We start from the raw sequence: 18,839 nt of genomic DNA, 5'->3' as shown, positions 1-18,839 counted from the left end.
GGATATTTTGCTGTGTTTTATATTTAATTTCTCTAAATTTCGTGAAAAAGAAGGGTAATTACAATACGTTACTCTATTGAATCAATAATTTTATTGAATGGATAATTTAGACTACGGAATAATAGGAAATTGCCGAAGCGCAGCGTTAATATCAAAAACTGGGAGTGTAGATTGGTGCTGTTTGCCAGAATTTGATTCTCCTTCGGTTTTTGGAAAACTTTTAGATGAAGAAATAGGGGGTAGTTTTGAAATTTTAGTTGATGACAGCTACAAAATTGAACAAAAATATGAATCGCGTACCTGTATTTTAATCACCAAGTTCACCAATGGTGATGATTGCTTTGAAATACACGATTTTATGCCACGGTATCATAAAGAAGATGGTACCTATGTTGCTCCTCCCGAATTTATTAGATACATAAGATTGGTAGAGGGAACCCCTAAATTTAAGGTGTTGTACAACCCTAAGTTAGAATATGCGGCCGGGGAGACCAAGAGTTATATAAAAAAGGATTTTATAGCCAGCTTAACTCATGAAATTAAGTTTGATACGGTGTTTCTTTATACCTCTTTTGATAAAGAGGCTGTGCTAGAAGGCAAGGAAATTACATTAACGGAAGATGGTTTTTTCTTGATGGGATATAATGAAAAGATATTTCTACCCAGTACAACAAAAGCGTATCTAGAACTAGAAAGAACAAAAGTATATTGGTTAACATGGTCTTCCCGAACCCCAAAGTACAAGAAGTTTAATGATGAAATTTCTCGTAGTGCTTTAACGTTGAAGCTTTTGAGCTATGACAAGACCGGAGCGGTATTGGCCGCCGCTACTACCTCTTTGCCGGAAACTATTGGTGAAGTAAGAAACTGGGATTACCGTTTTTGTTGGATTCGTGATGCTTCTATGGTAATCAAAGTGGTATCGGAGTTGGGGCATAAAAATATTGCAAGACGTTACCTAAAGTTTATAATCGATTTGATTCCAGACAAAGCGGAGAAACTGCAAATCATGTACGGTATTAACAAGGAGAAAAAATTAACAGAGGAAACTTTGGAACACCTTAGTGGTTATAAAGGTTCAAAACCCGTGCGCATAGGTAATGCGGCATACCATCAGAAGCAAAATGACATTTATGGCATTTTAATGGATGTTATTTACGAGCAGATGGTAAAATTTAGTGTAGACATTGAGAATGGTGAGGATTTATGGTCCATAACCAAAGGAATTGTTTGGATTGTAGGGAACAACTGGCACGAAGCGGATAAGGGTATATGGGAATTCCGTACGGAAGACAGACACTTTACATTTTCTAAAGTGTTATGTTGGACCGCGTTGGATAGAGCCATTAAGGTGGCAGAAATGCTAGGAAAGACCCACAAGATTGAAAAATGGGAGCCGCTTCGTGAAGAAATCTGGAACGATATTTATGAGAATGCCTGGAACGAAGAAGTAGGTGCTTACACCCAATCTTACGGTTCTAAGCATTTAGATGCTTCCGTTTTATTAATGGAATCCTATGGATGTGTTGATGCTTCCGATGAGCGTTACAAGAAGACTGTAAAAGCTATAGGTAAGGATTTAAGTAACGACGGACTTCTATACCGATATAAAAATGAGGATGATTTTGGACTTCCATCATCTTCCTTTACCGTTTGTACTTTCTGGTACGTAAACAGTTTGTTTAAAATAGGGGAGCATGACGAAGCCCTAAAACAATTTGAAAAATTGTTGAGCTATAGCAACCATTTAGGATTGTTTAGTGAAGATTTGGACTTTAAGACCAAAAGGTTATTGGGGAACTTCCCACAAGCCTATTCACATTTGGCGTTAATTGAATGTGCCGTAAATTTCTCAAATAAAGAAAGCGCGGAAGAAATTAAAGAGTCTATGCGAAGCTAATTTGAGCGAATATTATAAATGAAAAAACACCCCAACTGGGGTGTTTTTTCGTCATAACAACAAACACTTGAGTTATATACTAATCGAAAGTATATGCGTTATCAGCAGCAACTTTGTCCGCAATTTCTGTACGAAGTGCTACTACGTTAGGATTGTTCGTGTATTTGGTAAAGCGTTTTAAGCCCATTAGCATCATACGTTGCTCATCACCTTCAGCAAAAGAGATAATGGCCTCTTTACCTTTTTGAATAATGGTTTCGGTAGCATTGTATAGGTATAATTTAGACATTGCTATCTGTGTTTTTTGAGATTCTTCACCAGAACGTTTGGCATTCTTTTCAGTTCTCAAAATAGTACTTTCCGCCATGTAAACTTCAATAAGAATATCGGCTGCGGATAGCATCAATTGCTGATGCTTCTCTAAATCAGGACCATATTTTTGAACCGCGCTACCAGCTACCATCAAGAAGACTTTTTTCAATCGTTTGATTAAATCTTTCTCTTCGGCAAAAAGTTCGGAAAAATCAGGAGTATCAAAAGAAGGGATTCCCATTAATTCCTCTCCGACAGCAGTAGCCGGACCTAGTAAATCTACATGGCCTTTCATTGCTTTCTTGACCAACATACCAACTACGAGCATTCGGTTAATTTCGTTGGTACCCTCGTAAATTCTTGCAATACGGGCATCTCTCCATGCTTTCTCCATTGGGGCATCGGCACTAAAGCCCATTCCTCCAAAAATCTGAACGCCTTCATCAGTTGTGTTTTGAACATCCTCGGAAACGGCAACTTTTAAGATAGAACATTCTATGGCGTATTCTTCAACACCTTTTAACTCAGCTTCTTGATGCGTATTACCTTCGGCTTCGCGAATGGCTATACGATCCTCAATATTTTTTGCTGCACGATAACTAGCGGACTCGCCAGCATAAGCATTGGTAGCCATATTGGCAATTTTAGCCTTAATAGCACCAAAATTCATTATCGGTGTTTTAAACTGGATACGCTCATTAGCGTATACCACAGCTTCTTTAATAACTCTTCTTTGAGCATCCAAACAAGCTGCGGCCAATTTAATACGACCAATGTTTAGGGCGTTCATGGCAATTTTAAATCCATTACCACGCTCCGAAAGCATATTCTCAACAGGTACTTTGGTATCGCTAAAAAATACTTGACGGGTAGAGGAGGAGTGAATACCTAGTTTCTTCTCTTCATCTCCAAATGAAATTCCATTATCCGGTTTGTTTTCAACAATAAATCCTGTTATGTTTTTGTCGTCCTCAATTCTTGCGAAAACAATGAACAAACTACAAAAGCCGGCATTGGATATCCACATTTTTTGGCCCGTAATGCTGTAATGCTTACCATCTTCTGACAAAACCGCTTTTGTTTTACCTGAATTGGCATCGGATCCAGCACCAGGTTCAGTTAAGCAATATGCGCCGAACCATTCGCCAGAAGCTAACTTTGGTACATATTTTTGTTTTTGCTCTTCGGTTCCATATAAAGTAATTGGCATTGTACCAATTCCTGTATGTGCTCCAAAGGCCGTACTGAATGAACCCGTAGCACCTGAAATATAATCACAAACTAACATGGTAGAAACAAAGCCCATACCCATACCTCCGTAAGACTCGGGAACGGCAACACTTAACAGTCCAAGTTCACCTGCTTTACGCATACATTCTTCAGTATAAGCGTAATCTTTCTTTTCAAAACGTTCCCAATGTGCCCAAAGCTCGCGATCAACGAATTCTTTGGTACTTTCACGCATCATTTTCTGCTCTTCGTTCAAATCTTCTAAGGTGAAGATATCTTCGCAATTGGTCTCTTTTACGAGGAATTGCCCCCCACGTAGAATTTCTTTGCTCATAGTTTTTTTACTTAATGTTAGTTTTCTTGTGTTAGTTCAAAAATTCGAAAATTCCTGCAGCGCCCTGTCCGGTACCTACGCACATGGTTACCATACCGTGTTTGCCTTGCATATTTCGTTTTCTCATTTCATCAAAGAGCTGTACGGATAGCTTAGCCCCGGTACAACCTAAGGGGTGACCTAACGCGATAGCTCCGCCGTTTACATTTACGATGTCCTGATTTAACCCTAATTCTCGAATCACGGCAAGCGATTGCGACGCAAAAGCTTCGTTCAATTCAATAAGTTCAATATCATCTTGTTTTAAACCGGCTTGTTTAAGGGCTTTAGGAATAGCTGCTACCGGACCAATACCCATTATTCTTGGAGGAACACCTGCAGCAGCGTAGTTGACCAAACGAGCAATAGGTTCAAGATTAAGTTCTTTCACCATATCTTCGCTCATGACCATAACGAACGCTGCACCATCACTCATTTGCGAAGAGTTACCCGCTGTTACGCTTCCGCCCGCCGCAAAAACCGGACGCAATTTATTCAATACTTCTACAGAAGTTCCCTTTCTTGGTCCCTCATCTTTTGTTACCGTATATTTTTTATTGGCTTTTTTACCATTTTCATCAATGTACGTTTGCTCAACTTCAATAGGGACTATTTGATCTTGAAAACGGTCTTCCGCTTGCGCTTTTAGAGCTTTCATGTGGGAATTATAGGCAAATTCGTCTTGATCTTCCCGAGAGACTTTGTATTCATTGGCAACCGCTTCGGCCGTATTACCCATTCCCCAGTAATAATCCTCATGGCCTTCACTAACCAAATCGTAGTTCAATTCTGTTTTATAACCTGTCATAGGTACGGAACTCATGCTTTCGGCCCCACCAGCTATGATACAATCCGCCATTCCGGACTGAATTTTTGCAGTGGCTATTCCAATGGTTTCTATACCTGAAGAACAAAAACGGTTTACCGTTACCCCGGGAACGTCAACAATATCCAATCCCATCAAGGAAATTAACCGTGCCATGTTAAGACCTTGCGAACCTTCTGGCATGGCATTACCAACGATAACGTCATCAATCCGTTTTTTGTCAAAATCGGGTAATTCTTTCATCATGTATTCAATGGTTTCCGCGGCGAGTTCATCTGTTCGCTTAAACCTGAAAACACCTTTAGGAGCTTTTCCGACAGCTGTTCTGTATGCTTTGACTATATATGCAGTTTTCATATTATTTTGAATTGAGTATTGAGTGTATAGTATTGAGATTACAATGTTCTTTGAAAAGAATAATTCATTTTTTGAATTTCAATACAAACATCAATTACGGGTTTTACTTTTTCTTTTTTTACCAAGTTTAATTCTATTAAGAGTATGAGTTGCGTATGTAGCTCATATGTCGAACCGTTTGCAATACTCAAAAAATATTTAAACTCCTTTTGAGAGTTTCTGCCAGCCCCCTCAGCTATATTCGAGGGAATTGAAACAGAACATCTTTTAATTTGAGAAACTAGTCCGTATTTTTCTTCCGAAGGTAATTCCGATGCCAGTAGATAAATGGATTTAGCTAGTTCAACAGCCTTTTTCCATATTTTTAAATCTTCTACCTTATGCATTTTATCCAATTACCTAATACTAATATCTCAATACTTCTTTACCATTAATTTCTTAGAGGTTTACCTGTCTTTAACATGTGTTGGATACGTTCAAGCGTTTTTCTTTCCGTACAAAGAGATAGGAAAGCCTCACGCTCTAAATCCAAGAGGTATTGTTCATTCACTAACGTAGGCTCGGATAAATCACCGCCAGCCATCACGTATGCGAGTTTATTTGCGATTTTTTTATCGTGCTCACTAATGTAATGGCTTGCTTCCATAGAGTCCGTACCCACCAAGAACATACCTAGCGCTTGTTTACCAAGAACTTTTATATCACTTCGTTTAACGGGTTGGGTGTAACCGGCTTCTGCCATTAATTTAGCGTGCGCTTTTGCTGTAGCGATCTGCCGATCTTTGTTTACCACCACTATATCCTTACCGTGTTGAAGAATACCCAAATCGTATGCTTCGTAGGCCGAAGTAGATACCTTGGCCATACCAATGGTTAAGAAATATTCTTGGAGGACATTGAGCTCCACATCGTTCTTTTTAAAGGTGTCCTGGGCTCTGAGGGCAAACTCTTTAGAACCGCCACCACCAGGAATAACACCAACACCAAACTCTACAAGACCGATGTAGGTTTCCGCTGCGGCAACTACTTTATCCGCATGAAGTGAAAGCTCGCAACCGCCACCAAGGGTCATACCGTGAGGAGCAGAAATAGTTGGAATAGCCGAGTAACGCATGCGCATCATCGTATCTTGGAACATTTTAATAGCCATGTTAAGCTCATCATACTCCTGCTCAACGGCCATCATAAATATCATACCGATATTGGCGCCAACGGAGAAATTTGCTGCTTGGTTACCAACAACCAGGCCTTGGAAATCCTTTTCGGCAAGGTCAATGGCTTTGTTCAATCCTGCCAGTACATCGCCACCAATAGTGTTCATTTTGGATTGGAATTCAACATTTAATATGCCATCGCCTAAATCTTCAACTACAACACCACTGTTCTTAAATACTTCTTTTGATTTTCTGATGTTATCCAAAATGATAAATGCATCTTGACCAGGTATTTTTTCCATGGCCTTCTTTGGAATATCATAGAAATAGGAAGCCCCATCTTTTACAGAGTAGAAGCTGTCTTGCCCGGCAGATTTCATTTCTTGCACCCAAGCTGCAGCTTCTAAACCTTCGGCTTTAATGAATTCTAACCCTTTGTCCAAGCCAACGGCATCCCAGATTTGAAATGGTCCGTGTTCCCAGCCAAAACCAGCCTTCATGGCATCATCAATTTTATAGAGTTCATCCGCTATTTCGGGAATCCTGTGCGATACGTAAGCGAACAATTGTCCAAAACTCTTTCTGTAGAACTCTCCGGCTTTGTCTTTTCCGCCAACTAATACGGCAAAGCGGTCTACCACTTTGTCAATAGTTTTTGTTAACTCTAACGTAGCGAACTTGGCACTTTTCTTTGAACGGTAGTCCATTGTGTCCAAATCCAAAGTCAGGATTTCTGTCTTTCCGTCCTTATCTTTTGATTTTTTGTAAAAACCTTGTCCGGTTTTGCTTCCCAACCATTTGTTCTCCATCATTGTATTGATGAAATCAGGAAGTTCAAAAAGCGCTAAACGTTCATCGTCCTTACAGTTTTCATGAATACCGTTAGCCACATGAACCAAGGTGTCCAGACCCACTACATCAACCGTTCTAAAAGTGGCCGATTTTGGTCTACCTATTACAGGTCCGGTAAGCTTGTCTACCTCTTCAACGGTCATGCCCATGTCTTTCACGGTGTGAAAAAGGCTCTGAATGCTGAAAATCCCGATTCGGTTTCCGATAAAAGCGGGAGTGTCCTTTGCTACTACCGAAGTCTTTCCTAAAAACTGTTCTCCATATCCATTAAGGAAATCAAGTACTTCCTGTGAAGTTTCCGGACCAGGAATAATCTCGAATAATTTTAGGTAACGCGCCGGGTTAAAGAAGTGGGTTCCGCAGAAATGTTTCTGGAAATCATCGCTTCGACCTTCGGACATAAATTTAATAGGAATACCCGAAGTGTTAGAAGTAATTAAAGTACCAGGGGTACGGTGTTTCTCCAGACTCTCAAAAACCTTTTTCTTAATATCAAGACGTTCTACTACAACCTCAATAATCCAATCTACCTTGCTTACTTTAGCAATATCATCCTCTAGGTTTCCTGTGGAGATACGCGAGGCAAATTTTTGATGGTAAATAGGTGAAGGTTTTGATTTCAAGGCTGCCGTTAATGAATCGTTTACTAAACGATTGCGTACAACTTTGTCTTCTAAGGTTAATCCTTTTGCTTTTTCCTTATCGTTCAATTCTCTTGGAACGATATCTAGCAATAACACTTCTACTCCGATATTTGCGAAATGGCAAGCAATACCACTACCCATAATTCCGGATCCGATGACTGCTACTTTTTTAATATGCTTGTTCACGATGTAGTTATTGGGTTATTAATTAATCTGTTTCTGGTCCAAGTGTATCTTGACCGTTAATCAGGTTATCATTAGTATAAATAGTTTTTTCAGCTATAAGCTCATTTATGGTTTCCATAACCTCAAAAAAGCCGTTAATCTTTTCTTCGGAAACATGGTTTCTTACAGTTTCATTAAATCGTAAGACCACATTTTTTGAATCGTTTCTTTTCTCTAGTCCAAATTCCGTTAAATAGATTAATACACCACGTCCGTCATTAGGGTTTGGTTTGCGTTCTATGAGACCTTGCTCCTCCATTCTTTTAAGAATACGGGATAAACTTGTAGCTTCCATGCCCATTTTTGGTCCAAGGGCCGTAGAAGGGGTACCGGTCTTAGGATCTACACTTAAAAGCGTAAAACCCACGGCCATGGTAGAATCAAATTTTTTAGCCTCTTCGTTGTACATGCGAGCTACGGCTTGCCACGTGGCTCGCAATGCGTAGTCTATAGTAATGTCTTTCATACATAAGGTGGGTTGACGGTCACCAAATATACAAAAAATATATTATGCATGCATAATATATTTTTGAATTTTTAAATCAGAAAAGCAATGCTATTGTGAGGAAATAGCTTTATTCTTAGATTGTGAAGACTTTTTTTAGGAAAATAATATTTTGTGTTGAAATTTATGACAAATGCAGGAAGCGCTATGACCGTCCATAAATATCGTTATAAAGGTCCATATATTTTTCTTTTACAATCTTGCGGCGCAATTTAAGTGTAGGAGTAAGGTGTCCTTCACTAATGCTCCATACATCTGGGGTAAGACGGAATTGTTTTACTTTTTCCCATTTCGCAAATTTTTCATTGGCTTCGTCTACTTCCTGTTGGTAGCGGGCCAATACTTCTTCGTTTTGAATAATATCCGAATTTTCCGGGACCGTAATATTATGTTTGGTGGCCCATTCATGTAAAAAGTCAAAATCTGGTTGAATAAGAGCTGCTGGCATTTTTTCGCCTTCACCAACTACCATGATCTGTTCAATAAATCTAGACTGCTTAAAACGATTTTCCAATAGCTGGGGAGCAACATATTTACCGCCCGAAGTTTTGAACATTTCTTTTTTACGATCGGTTATCTTTAGAAAACCATCACTGTCCAGCTCGCCAATATCACCTGTATGAAAGTAACCGTCTATGATTACTTCTTCGGTCTTTTGAACATCTTTGTAATAGCCCATCATTACTTGTGGGCCTTTTATACAGATTTCGCCATCATTGGCAATCTTTACTTCGGTTCGTGAAATAGGCTTGCCAACGGTTCCAATACGGAAACCGCCATCGCGCATATCGTTCACGGAGATTACGGGAGATGTTTCCGATAGTCCGTAACCCTCCATAAGGCCAAATTCCGCAGCGTTAAAAATACGGGACAGACGGGGCTGTAGTGCTGCACTGCCCGAAGCAATAAGGCTTAGGTTTCCGCCGAGACCTTCTTTCCATTTACTGAATATAAGCTTTCTGGCCAAGGCCAATTGCTGTTCGTACCACCATCCATTGGCTCCGTAGGGTTCATATTTAAGTCCCAGCTCTACGGCCCAAAAGAACAGCTTTTTCTTAATACCTGAAAGCTCCGCACCCTTGGCATAAATCTTATCATAAACTTTTTCCAAAAGCCTAGGAACCGCAGTCATTACATGAGGTTGGGTTTCCTTTAAATTCTCACTAATTTTATCCAGGGACTCGGCATAGTAGATGGTAACACCTCTATATTGATACAAATAAATAAGCATACGTTCGTACACATGGCATAGGGGCAAGAAACTTAGTGCCTTTGTTTTTCCGTCTTCAATGGGAAAACGTTTAGAACTTTCCAGGGCATTGCTTACCAAATTCTCATGGGATAACATGACACCTTTGGGCCTGCCCGTTGTGCCCGACGTATATATAAGGGTAGCAAGGTCTGTGCTCTTTACCGCATCCTTTAACTTTTCTACATCTTCTTGGTTTGATGTATCCGAGCCTAGCTCAAGTACTTTTTCCCAATTATCGCAACCGGTAACTTGGTCAAAAGAATATACATGTTCAAGACTAGATACCTGGTCTTGTATGGATTTTACTTTCTGAAACACTTCTCCACAAGAAACGAAACAATATTTGGCTTCCGAATGATTGAGAACATAGGCATAATCCTCTTCCGAAACAGTGGGGTAAACCGGAACGTTTTGAGCCCCAAGTTGAAGAATACCTATATCCATAATGTTCCATTCCGTACGGTTGGTCATTGATATTACGGCAATTTTGTCATTGGGTTTAACCCCCATTCTTAGCAACGCACGACTAATGGTGTTTGCCATGTCTATATATTCCTGAGTGGACGTAGAAATCCACTTCCCGTCTTTTTTGGAGACGAGTGACTTTTTTAAATTGAATTTTTCCAACTGGTAGTGTGGAAAATCGAACAGACGGGAAACGTTTTGCATATTGGTATTTAAATGTCCTTGCAAAATAGTGAAAGAACACCGGATTTTAAAATTACATTAATAAATAAAATGTATTCTGATTACAAATATGACAATCTGTGTAGGTCTTAAGATATACATCGATTTTAACCATTCATCTACAATAAATTGTAAACGAACGGGTTATGATATCATTCCAAACGAATGTAAGAAAATTCCTTGAAACCTTGCGTTAACTTTGTAATAAACCCTATGAACCCCAAATCGCAGAAATTATGAAGAAAAAATACACTATAGGTTTGGCCGCCAAATTTTTTGCGGTGTCCGTACTTCTCTTATTTTTTAATACCAAAACAGTAGCGCAGTCTACCCCGTTTGATTGTGACTATAATGCATATTTGTTTCAATATAATGATATTTATGCACTAGACCTGGCATCGGGCAGCTCTTATCTTGTTTCAGAAAATATTACTCCAGGTAATGTAAATGCAGTTGCTTACAATACTACAGATGGATACATCTGGGGATATTTGTCAACTCCATCTAGATCTATTGTTCGTATAGGAAAGGATTTTAAAGTGGATCAATATCAAATTCCTGAATTACCTACAGGTAACAAGTATGTAGGTGATATTTCAACAGAAGGTATTTATTATTTTAAAGCGGGTGGCGCATCATACTATAAAATTGATTTGAATCCTGAATCTGAAAATTATCTTAAATACCTTGGAGAGTTTACATTAAGCAAGAGTCTATCTATTGCAGATTGGGCTTTTAATGCTCAAGATAATAAACTGTACACTGTGGAAAAGGGTACGAATATACTCTATAAAATTAGTGCCGATACCGGAGAAGTTGAGGCGCTTGGAGTAGTTCCTATTCTACAAGGGTTGAACTACACTTTTGGTGCGGTCTATTTTGATGTAGACGGTAATTTCTACATTTCCGCCAACCAAACGGGAGCGGTGTATAAAGTAGATAGGGTTCAAGACATCAGTCTTGGAGTAATAAAGTCCAATATTTTCGCTTTTGGCCCTGCAGCTTCTAGTAATGACGGGGCAAGATGTCCTACGGCACCAGTGCCACAAGAGGATTGTATCAACGGAATTGATGATGATGGCGATGGGCTTGTAGATTGTGATGACCCTTCGTGTTCCGGTGTTGCCGCATGCCCCACAATTACATTGACTTCCGGAGCTAATGATGGCGGTCTGGAAAGTAATGACCGTTTGTCTTCGCTTATTGGGGAGCGTAACTACAATAGAGCTAAAACCAATTATAAATTTGATAAGCTTACGGCAAAGAGAGTCATGAAGGGACCAAGTTATGCCAAGACCGGAAAATTCTCTGCAGATGCTATTCCGTTAACCCAACTTGTTCCTTTGGATGTAGTAGGGGAAACAAGTACTATTGAATCTTCTCCCGTAGATTTGCTGGATCTTACCAATGCTTCGGATATTTATTCGGTAGATTATCTTAGAAAAGATGACAATATTGGTGCTTTAATGGTCATAAAAACGGACAATAAGGTTTACGAACATAGTAAATTTATTTGCGACCGGTTTTTGGGAGCGCAACTTTTATCGGTTTCTACTATTCAATTACGAGAAAAGGATTTTATAAAATCTATTATCAAGCAGCCAGATGGAAATACGGAGTTCGCATTAACTTTTTCTGCACGTTTGGATGCTAATGATCAATTTGTAGTGGAATCTCATTGGAATATTGATGCTTATGCAGATAATTCAGCTTATTACAATTTCCAAATATGGTCCAACACGGTAGATGACTTGCTTTTGTTGGCGGATGAAATTTTAAATCTTTTGGAAGTGCATGGCCCAATTTCCGAATATAAAGGTTCTACGCCACCACCCGTTTTTGTAAAATCGGCAAAATATGCCAAAGGAGAAGTTATCCTTAATCTGGTAAACAACAACAAAACAGAGAAAATTCAGCTAGAAGGTGGATTGAAAAAGACCGAAACCGGCACCACGGAAACCATGAAGTTGGCAGCTCCAATAGATGGGTATTTAGATTCTGTGGCCTTAAGTACCGGAAATATATTTGATTTTGGCTTTAGGGTAAGTATTGCTAATGGTACTCCGGACGACCTTTTTGTTGCCGATGCACCTTGGGGGCTAGATGGTTCTGCAGAAGGTACAACGGTAGAGAATTATGAGGTTACGCCAGTGCAAGCGCCTTACATAGAAGATGGCTACCCTGTAGAACGTAATATTGAGTTAAGCGGAAAAACATCCAGCTATATTGGGGTGTATCGAGCGCTAAGTCCGCGATTTACTCCGGTTGATCTATCGGATTATGGTAAGCTGTCCTTTGAGGCTAGTGGCACAGGAACTTTAGAAGTAAAATTGCTAAAGGGCGATGGTACTACGTATACAACCACTGTAAATTTGACGGCTGAAGCGAAAACTTTTACGGTCTTGGATACGGACTTTAAAAACGCAACCAATGCAACAACAGATTTTTCTAGCTTAAAAGTAATCAACTTTAATCTATTGTCCGAAGAAGGAAATGTTGAAGAAAAGCAAATGAGCCTTTCCAATGTATCATTCAATAATTTAATGGAGGATAAGATTTTTATTTCAGACGATATTTCGGAATCTATAGTATATCCTAACCCGGTACGTACGGAGTCCAGCCTCTATTTTTATGAAGAAAGTGCTGGGGCCTATACTTTTGAATTGTTTAACATGGCCGGTAAAAAAATATCTTCCCACGATATGACGGGAGATTCAAAAGAAGGTCAAAATATGATCGTTTTGAAGAAAAACAACTTGACTCCAGGATTGTATTTCTACAAAATTACAAGTAGCAATGATAGAACGTGGAGTGATAAATTGATGGTAAAATAGTTCCCTAAAACTTTAGAGCGTAGTTAGAGGTGGAATTTCATACCCTCATGGCTCGCTGTAAAACCTAGATTTTGATAAAATTTTAATGCATCGGGCCTTTTTTTGTCCGTAGTGAGTTGTACAACGTGTGCGCCTTTTTCGCCTGCGCGTTGTATGGCCCATTTAAATAACTGCCGCCCTATACCTTTGCTACGGTAGTCCTCATGTACACGTACGGCCTCTATTTGAGCGCGAACACCTCCTTGGTATGTTAGGTAAGGAATAAAAGAGAGTTGCATCGTACCAATAACCTGTTCGGTCTCGTTTACAAAAACCATAAGTTCTTGGTTTTTATCTCCGTTAATGGCGTTAAAAGCATCGTAATATTTTTGGGGTAGGGGCACTTTATAGTCTTCCCGAAGCTTCCCCAATTTGTCATTGGCCAACAATTGTACAATCGCAGGAAGGTCGGATTCAGTTGCTTTTCGGATTTTCATATCCAACTAAATTATAAAAATAATGGCCTGAGTTTCTAAGCTCAGACCATTATTTAAACTATTATGTATTTAATTTTTAAGACTACTTAGCCTCTAAAATCCATTTTTTGGCATTAACGAAAGCTTCTAACCAAGGAGAAACTACGTCATTGTTTCCTTTTGGATAATAGGCCCAGTTCCAAGGGAAAATGGAACGCTCAATATGCGGCATGGTTACTAAATGGCGTCCTGTAACATCGCAGAGCATAGCGGTGTTGAAGTCACTTCCGTTAGGGTTGGCAGGATAGCTTTCGTAACCATATTTGGCAACTATACCGTATTGATTTTCATTGTGCGGAAGGCTAAATTTACCTTCGCCATGTGAAATCCATACCCCTAAAGTTGTTCCCGCTAGACTGGATAGCATAACCGAATTGTTCTCCTGAATTTTAACCGAAGTAAAATTACTTTCGTGTTTATGGGAGTCGTTATAGGTCATTCTACCGTGAGTTTCGTGCTCGGGATTGATGAGGTCTAATTCCATAAACAATTGGCATCCGTTACATATCCCAATAGATAAGGTATCAGGTCTGGCAAAGAAGTTTTTAAGAGCGGTATTGGCTTTTTCATTGTATTTAAAAGCTCCCGCCCATCCTTTGGCGCTACCTAAAACGTCTGAGTTGGAAAATCCGCCTACGGCACCAATAAACTGAATATCCTCAAGAGTTTCACGACCGGAAATTAAATCGGTCATATGAACATCTTTTACATCAAAACCAGCCAAGTACATGGCATTTGCCATTTCACGTTCAGAATTACTTCCTTTTTCACGAAGTATGGCCGCTTTAGGTCTGTTTCCGGTATTTGATGGAATACTGCTCAAATCAACATTTTCAGGAAACTTGTACTGAAGTGGTTGGTTTTTGTAGTTGTCAAAACGGTCTTTGGCCAAGTTGTTGGCCGTTTGTTTGTTGTCCAGTAAATAGGAGGTCTTGAACCATGTGTCTCTTAGGGAGTTGATGTTCAAGCCCATTTCCATACCTTCATTTTTTATTTTTAGAATGGTACCGGAAACTACTTTTCCTATTTTCTTGAAATCTATGTTGAGGTCGCTTAATTTTTGCTCTACGGATGCGTCTTTCGCTTGAAAAACAATTCCTGAATTTTCGGCAAAAAGCAATTTAATGGTATCTGATTCGTCTAAAGTGGACAAGTCTAATTCTGCTGATAAATTGATGTCCGGAAAACAGAGTTCCAATAAAGTTGTAATCAATCCACCGGAAGCCACATCATGCCCAGCAACGATTACACCTTCTTTAATCAAATCCTGTATACCGTTAAAAACAGTCTTAAAATAGGCTGCATCCTTTATACTCGGGGCTTCGGTTCCTATGGCATTTCTAATCTGAGAAAAGGAAGAGCCACCTAGTTTATAGTCATCTTTAGATAGGTTGATGTAGTAAATTGAGCCCGCATTCTTTTGTAGTACGGGTTCTACAACTTTGGTAATATCGCTACAATTTCCGGCAGCGGAAATAACCACTGTACCTGGAGCGATAACATCTCCATCTTTATATTTTTGTTTCATGGAAAGCGAATCCTTTCCGGTAGGTACATTTATACCTAATGCAATAGAAAAGTTGGATACCGCTTCAACAGCTTCGTACAAACGGGCATCTTCACCTTCGTTCTTACAAGGCCACATCCAGTTAGCGGATAGCGAAACGGATTTTAAATTGTCCTTTAGCGGAGCCCAGATGATGTTGGTCAGCGATTCCGCAATACTGTTCAAACTACCTGCTGCTGGGTCAATTAATCCAGAAATGGGGGAGTGGCCAATACTGGTGGCAATTCCTTCTTTTCCTTTAAAATCCAAGGCCATAACACCACAATTGTTCAGTGGTAATTGTAATGGTCCCGCACATTGTTGCTTGGCAACACGGCCTCCCACACAACGGTCAACTTTATTCGTTAGCCAGTCTTTAGCGGCAACGGCCTCTAGTTGTAGCAATTGTTCCAGATAGTCGTGAAAGAATTCCAACGAATACTCAGGATTGGCGTATGTTCTTTTTACGGTAGAATCCGTCATTACAGTTTTAGGGGAGCTCCCGAACATGTCCTTTAGGTTCAAGTCCATTGGCTTTTCGCCCGTAGTGGCAGACTCAAAAGTGAATTTGTGGTCTCCGGTAACATCGCCTACTTCATACATAGGGGACCGCTCACGATCGGCAATACGATGCAAAAGGTCTACATCATTTTTACCGATAACCAAGCCCATACGTTCTTGGGATTCGTTACCGATTATTTCTTTGGCCGATAGGGTAGGGTCGCCTACCGGAAGTTTATCCAAATCTATTTTTCCGCCCGTATCTTCAACCAATTCAGAAAGACAGTTAAGATGTCCGCCCGCACCGTGATCGTGAATGGACACAATTGGGTTTATATCATTTTCTACCATACCTCTGATAGCATTTGATGCTCTTTTTTGCATTTCCGGGTTGGAACGCTGTATGGCGTTCAATTCAATAGCGGAACTAAATGCCCCTGTATCTGCACTTGAAACAGCGGCTCCACCCATACCAATACGGTAATTGTCACCTCCTAGAATAACAATTTTATCGCCATCTTTGGGCGTATCCTTTAAAGCTTGTTCTGCTTTGCCATAACCAATACCGCCGGCTTGCATAATCACTTTATCGAAACCTAGTTTTCTTGTGTTCTTTTGGTCACTATCTCTGGATTCGTCATGTTCAAAAGTCAATACGGAACCAGTAATTAGCGGTTGCCCGAATTTATTTCCAAAATCCGAAGCACCATTGGATGCTTTTATAAGGATGTCCATTGGGGTTTGGTACAGCCATTCTCTTTCCGGGAATGCTTTTTCCCAAGGTCTGTCTTTTTCCAAACGGGAATAGGCCGTCATATAAACAGCCGTTCCAGCTAAGGGTAACGACCCTTTTCCTCCGGCCAAACGGTCGCGAATTTCTCCTCCGGAACCTGTTGCAGCACCGTTAAAGGGCTCTACGGTAGTAGGGAAATTGTGTGTTTCCGCTTTAAGCGAAATAACCGAATTGAACTCCGTTTCTTGATAAAAATCAGGTTTATCAGCGCTTTTTGGTGCAAATTGGGTCACTTTTGGCCCTTTTACGAAAGCCACATTATCTTTATAGGCCGAAACAATATCGTTAGGAAATTCTTGCGAAGTTTTCTTGATAAGCTTAAAAAGTGAAGATGGCTTTTCTACGCCGTCAATCACAAAAGTACCATTGAAAATTTTATGGCGACAATGCTCCGAATTCACTTGGCTAAACCCAAAAACTTCGGAATCCGTTAGTTTTCTGCCCAGTTTCTTTGCCAAGTTCTCCAAGTAGACAACCTCTTCATCACTTAAAGCAAGGCCCTCCTGTTGGTTATAATCGGCAATATTCTCTATTTCCAGAACGGCTTCGGGAGCCACATCTATTTTATAAACAGATTGTGATAACCCGTTAAATTTTTCGGAGAGCATGGGGTCAAAATCCGTAAAATCTTGACTTACCGCTTTAAACTCCTCTATTCTAATAACACCCTCAATGCCCATATTCTGGGTGATTTCCGTGGCATTTGTACTCCAAGGAGTAATCATTGCTGCCCTAGGGCCAACAAAAAAGGCGTCTATAGACGCCGTATTTATTTTTGGTAGGTTGCCAAACAACCATGTAAGTTTACTAATATTTTTCTGTGAAAGTTCTTCAACCGTTTGTACGGCAAAAACTTTTGTGGCTACATCCCCGAAGAAGTGAATCATTTAGCTTGTAAATTGATAGGTTTGAGAAAACGCAAATTTAACCTTTAAAAGGCGCTTTGTAAAGGAGTATCGTAATTTTTTCTGAGTAAAAGTTAACAGGTTGTTGATTACTTTGCACCCCAAGTTTCTCTTCTCCTTAAAGCGGAGGAGATAGTATGCCCATCAAATGATTTTTAAGCTATTGTTGCTGTTAAAAAAGGACTAGCTTTTCTTTTCCAACAACGCCATATAGAATCCGTCAAATCCACTTTTGGAAGCGTAAATCTTGTTTTCTTTTACCAAACTAAAGTCTTTACCTTCTTCCGAAGCTAAAAAAGAAACCACTTGGTCGTTGTTTTCTTGAGGAAGTATTGAACAGGTAGCATACACCATTTTTCCACCAGGCTTTACTATTTTACTGTAGTTACGAATGATTTCGTGCTGTGTTTTCGTGATTTTTTCAAGAAATTCAGGTTGCATCTTCCATTTACTGTCCGGATTTCTGCGCAAAACACCAATTCCTGTACAAGGAGCGTCAATCAGCACACGGTCCGCACTTCCGTAAAGTTTTTTGTAAACCTTTGTAGAGTCGATCTCGCGAGTTTCAATGTTGTGTGCATTGTTTCTTCTGGCGCGCCTTTTCAGTTCTTTTAGCTTGCTGCCATAGATATCCATGGAGATAAGCTGACCTTTGTTTTCCATGAGGGCCGCTAAGTGAAGCGATTTTCCACCTGCTCCCGCGCAAGTATCAACCACGCGCATTCCCGGTTTTACATCTAGATATTCGGACACCAGTTGCGAAGAGGCATCTTGAACTTCAAAAAACCCTTTTTTAAATGATTCCGTAACAAAAACGTTGGCACGCTCCGGTAAGCGCAGTGCGCTTGCATAACCTTTAATGGGTTCTACAACAATACCTTCGTCCAATAGAGTTTTACGTAGCTTTTCCTTATCTATGTTTAACGTATTGGTCCTAAGAATAACTTCAGCTTGTTCGTTAAGGGCAGCGCTTTCAGCCGTCCATAGTTTTTCTCCCAATGCCTTTTCACAGATTTCATCTATCCAATCTGGCATAGATTCGCGGAACTTCCTAATTTTTGAGAGCTCGTCAAAACGACCTTTGATACGGCGTTCCGGGGTTGGCTCTATCTGCTTCCAATCTGGAATTTTAATGCCTTTTAAAACGGCCCAAACCGCCCACATTCTAAATAGGTCCGGTCTGCTATAAGGGGCTTTTATTTCTGCAATTTCAGTGTACAAACGCTTGTAACGTACCATTTCATAGGTGGTTTCGGCAATAAAACCGCGGTCGCGAGAACCCCAACGTTTATCGAACTTTAGTACTTTCTGTACTACCTTATCGGCATATTCATTTTCATTAAAAATCAGGTTCAAGGCATCAATTACCGCAAATACCAAGTTTCTATGTAGCTTCATTACAAAAAATTAAGGCTGCAAAGGTATTGT

Annotated in this window: 11 protein-coding genes; 2 read left to right on the top strand and 9 right to left on the bottom strand. The window is 39.9% G+C overall.

Features of this window, described 5'->3' with window-relative positions; all coding sequences use genetic code 11:
• Nucleotides 1–97 precede the first annotated feature (97 nt).
• Nucleotides 98–1,900: a glycoside hydrolase family 15 protein gene (locus tag Q4597_RS09325; protein ID WP_289040367.1), complete on the top strand. Its 1,803-nt coding sequence runs from the start codon at nt 98–100 to the stop codon at nt 1,898–1,900.
• A gap of 79 nt (nt 1,901–1,979) precedes the next feature.
• Here the strand turns inward: Q4597_RS09325 and Q4597_RS09320 are convergent, their stop codons facing one another.
• The 6 genes from Q4597_RS09320 to Q4597_RS09295 all read right to left on the bottom strand — a co-directional run bounded on the left by Q4597_RS09320 (nt 1,980) and on the right by Q4597_RS09295 (nt 10,299).
• Nucleotides 1,980–3,776, bottom strand: a complete 1,797-nt coding sequence (locus tag Q4597_RS09320) for an acyl-CoA dehydrogenase family protein (protein WP_303405983.1) — start codon at nt 3,774–3,776, stop codon at nt 1,980–1,982.
• 31 nt (nt 3,777–3,807) lie between these two features.
• Entirely contained in the window at nt 3,808–4,998 is a 1,191-nt protein-coding gene (locus Q4597_RS09315) for an acetyl-CoA C-acyltransferase (protein WP_215438939.1), read from the bottom strand.
• 38 nt (nt 4,999–5,036) lie between these two features.
• Nucleotides 5,037–5,384: a four helix bundle protein gene (locus Q4597_RS09310; RefSeq protein ID WP_303405982.1), complete on the bottom strand. Its 348-nt coding sequence runs from the start codon at nt 5,382–5,384 to the stop codon at nt 5,037–5,039.
• A gap of 44 nt (nt 5,385–5,428) precedes the next feature.
• Nucleotides 5,429–7,834, bottom strand: a complete 2,406-nt coding sequence (locus Q4597_RS09305) for a 3-hydroxyacyl-CoA dehydrogenase/enoyl-CoA hydratase family protein (protein WP_303405981.1) — start codon at nt 7,832–7,834, stop codon at nt 5,429–5,431.
• Between the two features lie 22 nt (nt 7,835–7,856).
• Nucleotides 7,857–8,339 carry a MarR family winged helix-turn-helix transcriptional regulator gene (locus Q4597_RS09300; RefSeq protein WP_215438942.1) on the bottom strand — a complete coding sequence of 161 codons (483 nt, stop codon included), beginning with the start codon at nt 8,337–8,339 and terminating at the stop codon, nt 7,857–7,859.
• Between the two features lie 184 nt (nt 8,340–8,523).
• Nucleotides 8,524–10,299: a long-chain fatty acid--CoA ligase gene (locus tag Q4597_RS09295; protein ID WP_303405980.1), complete on the bottom strand. Its 1,776-nt coding sequence runs from the start codon at nt 10,297–10,299 to the stop codon at nt 8,524–8,526.
• A 254-nt stretch (nt 10,300–10,553) separates the two neighbouring features.
• On the opposite strand from Q4597_RS09295, the gene Q4597_RS09290 reads away from it, so the two are divergent.
• Nucleotides 10,554–13,151, top strand: coding sequence for a DUF6923 family protein (locus Q4597_RS09290; RefSeq protein ID WP_303405979.1), 2,598 nt, complete (start codon nt 10,554–10,556; stop codon nt 13,149–13,151).
• A gap of 23 nt (nt 13,152–13,174) precedes the next feature.
• Here the strand turns inward: Q4597_RS09290 and Q4597_RS09285 are convergent, their stop codons facing one another.
• From Q4597_RS09285 to Q4597_RS09275, 3 genes are all read right to left on the bottom strand, one after another.
• Nucleotides 13,175–13,627: a GNAT family N-acetyltransferase gene (locus Q4597_RS09285; protein WP_215914652.1), complete on the bottom strand. Its 453-nt coding sequence runs from the start codon at nt 13,625–13,627 to the stop codon at nt 13,175–13,177.
• Between the two features lie 82 nt (nt 13,628–13,709).
• A complete protein-coding gene (gene purL, locus Q4597_RS09280; protein ID WP_303405978.1) occupies nt 13,710–17,393 on the bottom strand; it encodes a phosphoribosylformylglycinamidine synthase in 3,684 nt (1,227 codons plus the stop codon).
• 201 nt (nt 17,394–17,594) lie between these two features.
• Nucleotides 17,595–18,809: an RsmB/NOP family class I SAM-dependent RNA methyltransferase gene (locus tag Q4597_RS09275; RefSeq protein ID WP_215914650.1), complete on the bottom strand. Its 1,215-nt coding sequence runs from the start codon at nt 18,807–18,809 to the stop codon at nt 17,595–17,597.
• Between the last annotated feature and the right edge of the window lie 30 nt (nt 18,810–18,839).

This window comes from Zobellia sp. 1_MG-2023 (genome assembly GCF_030549125.1).
GTDB lineage: Bacteria > Bacteroidota > Bacteroidia > Flavobacteriales > Flavobacteriaceae > Zobellia > Zobellia russellii.
The sequence above is the reverse complement of the archived record's forward strand: the minus strand, read 5'-3'. Positions and strand labels throughout refer to the sequence as shown.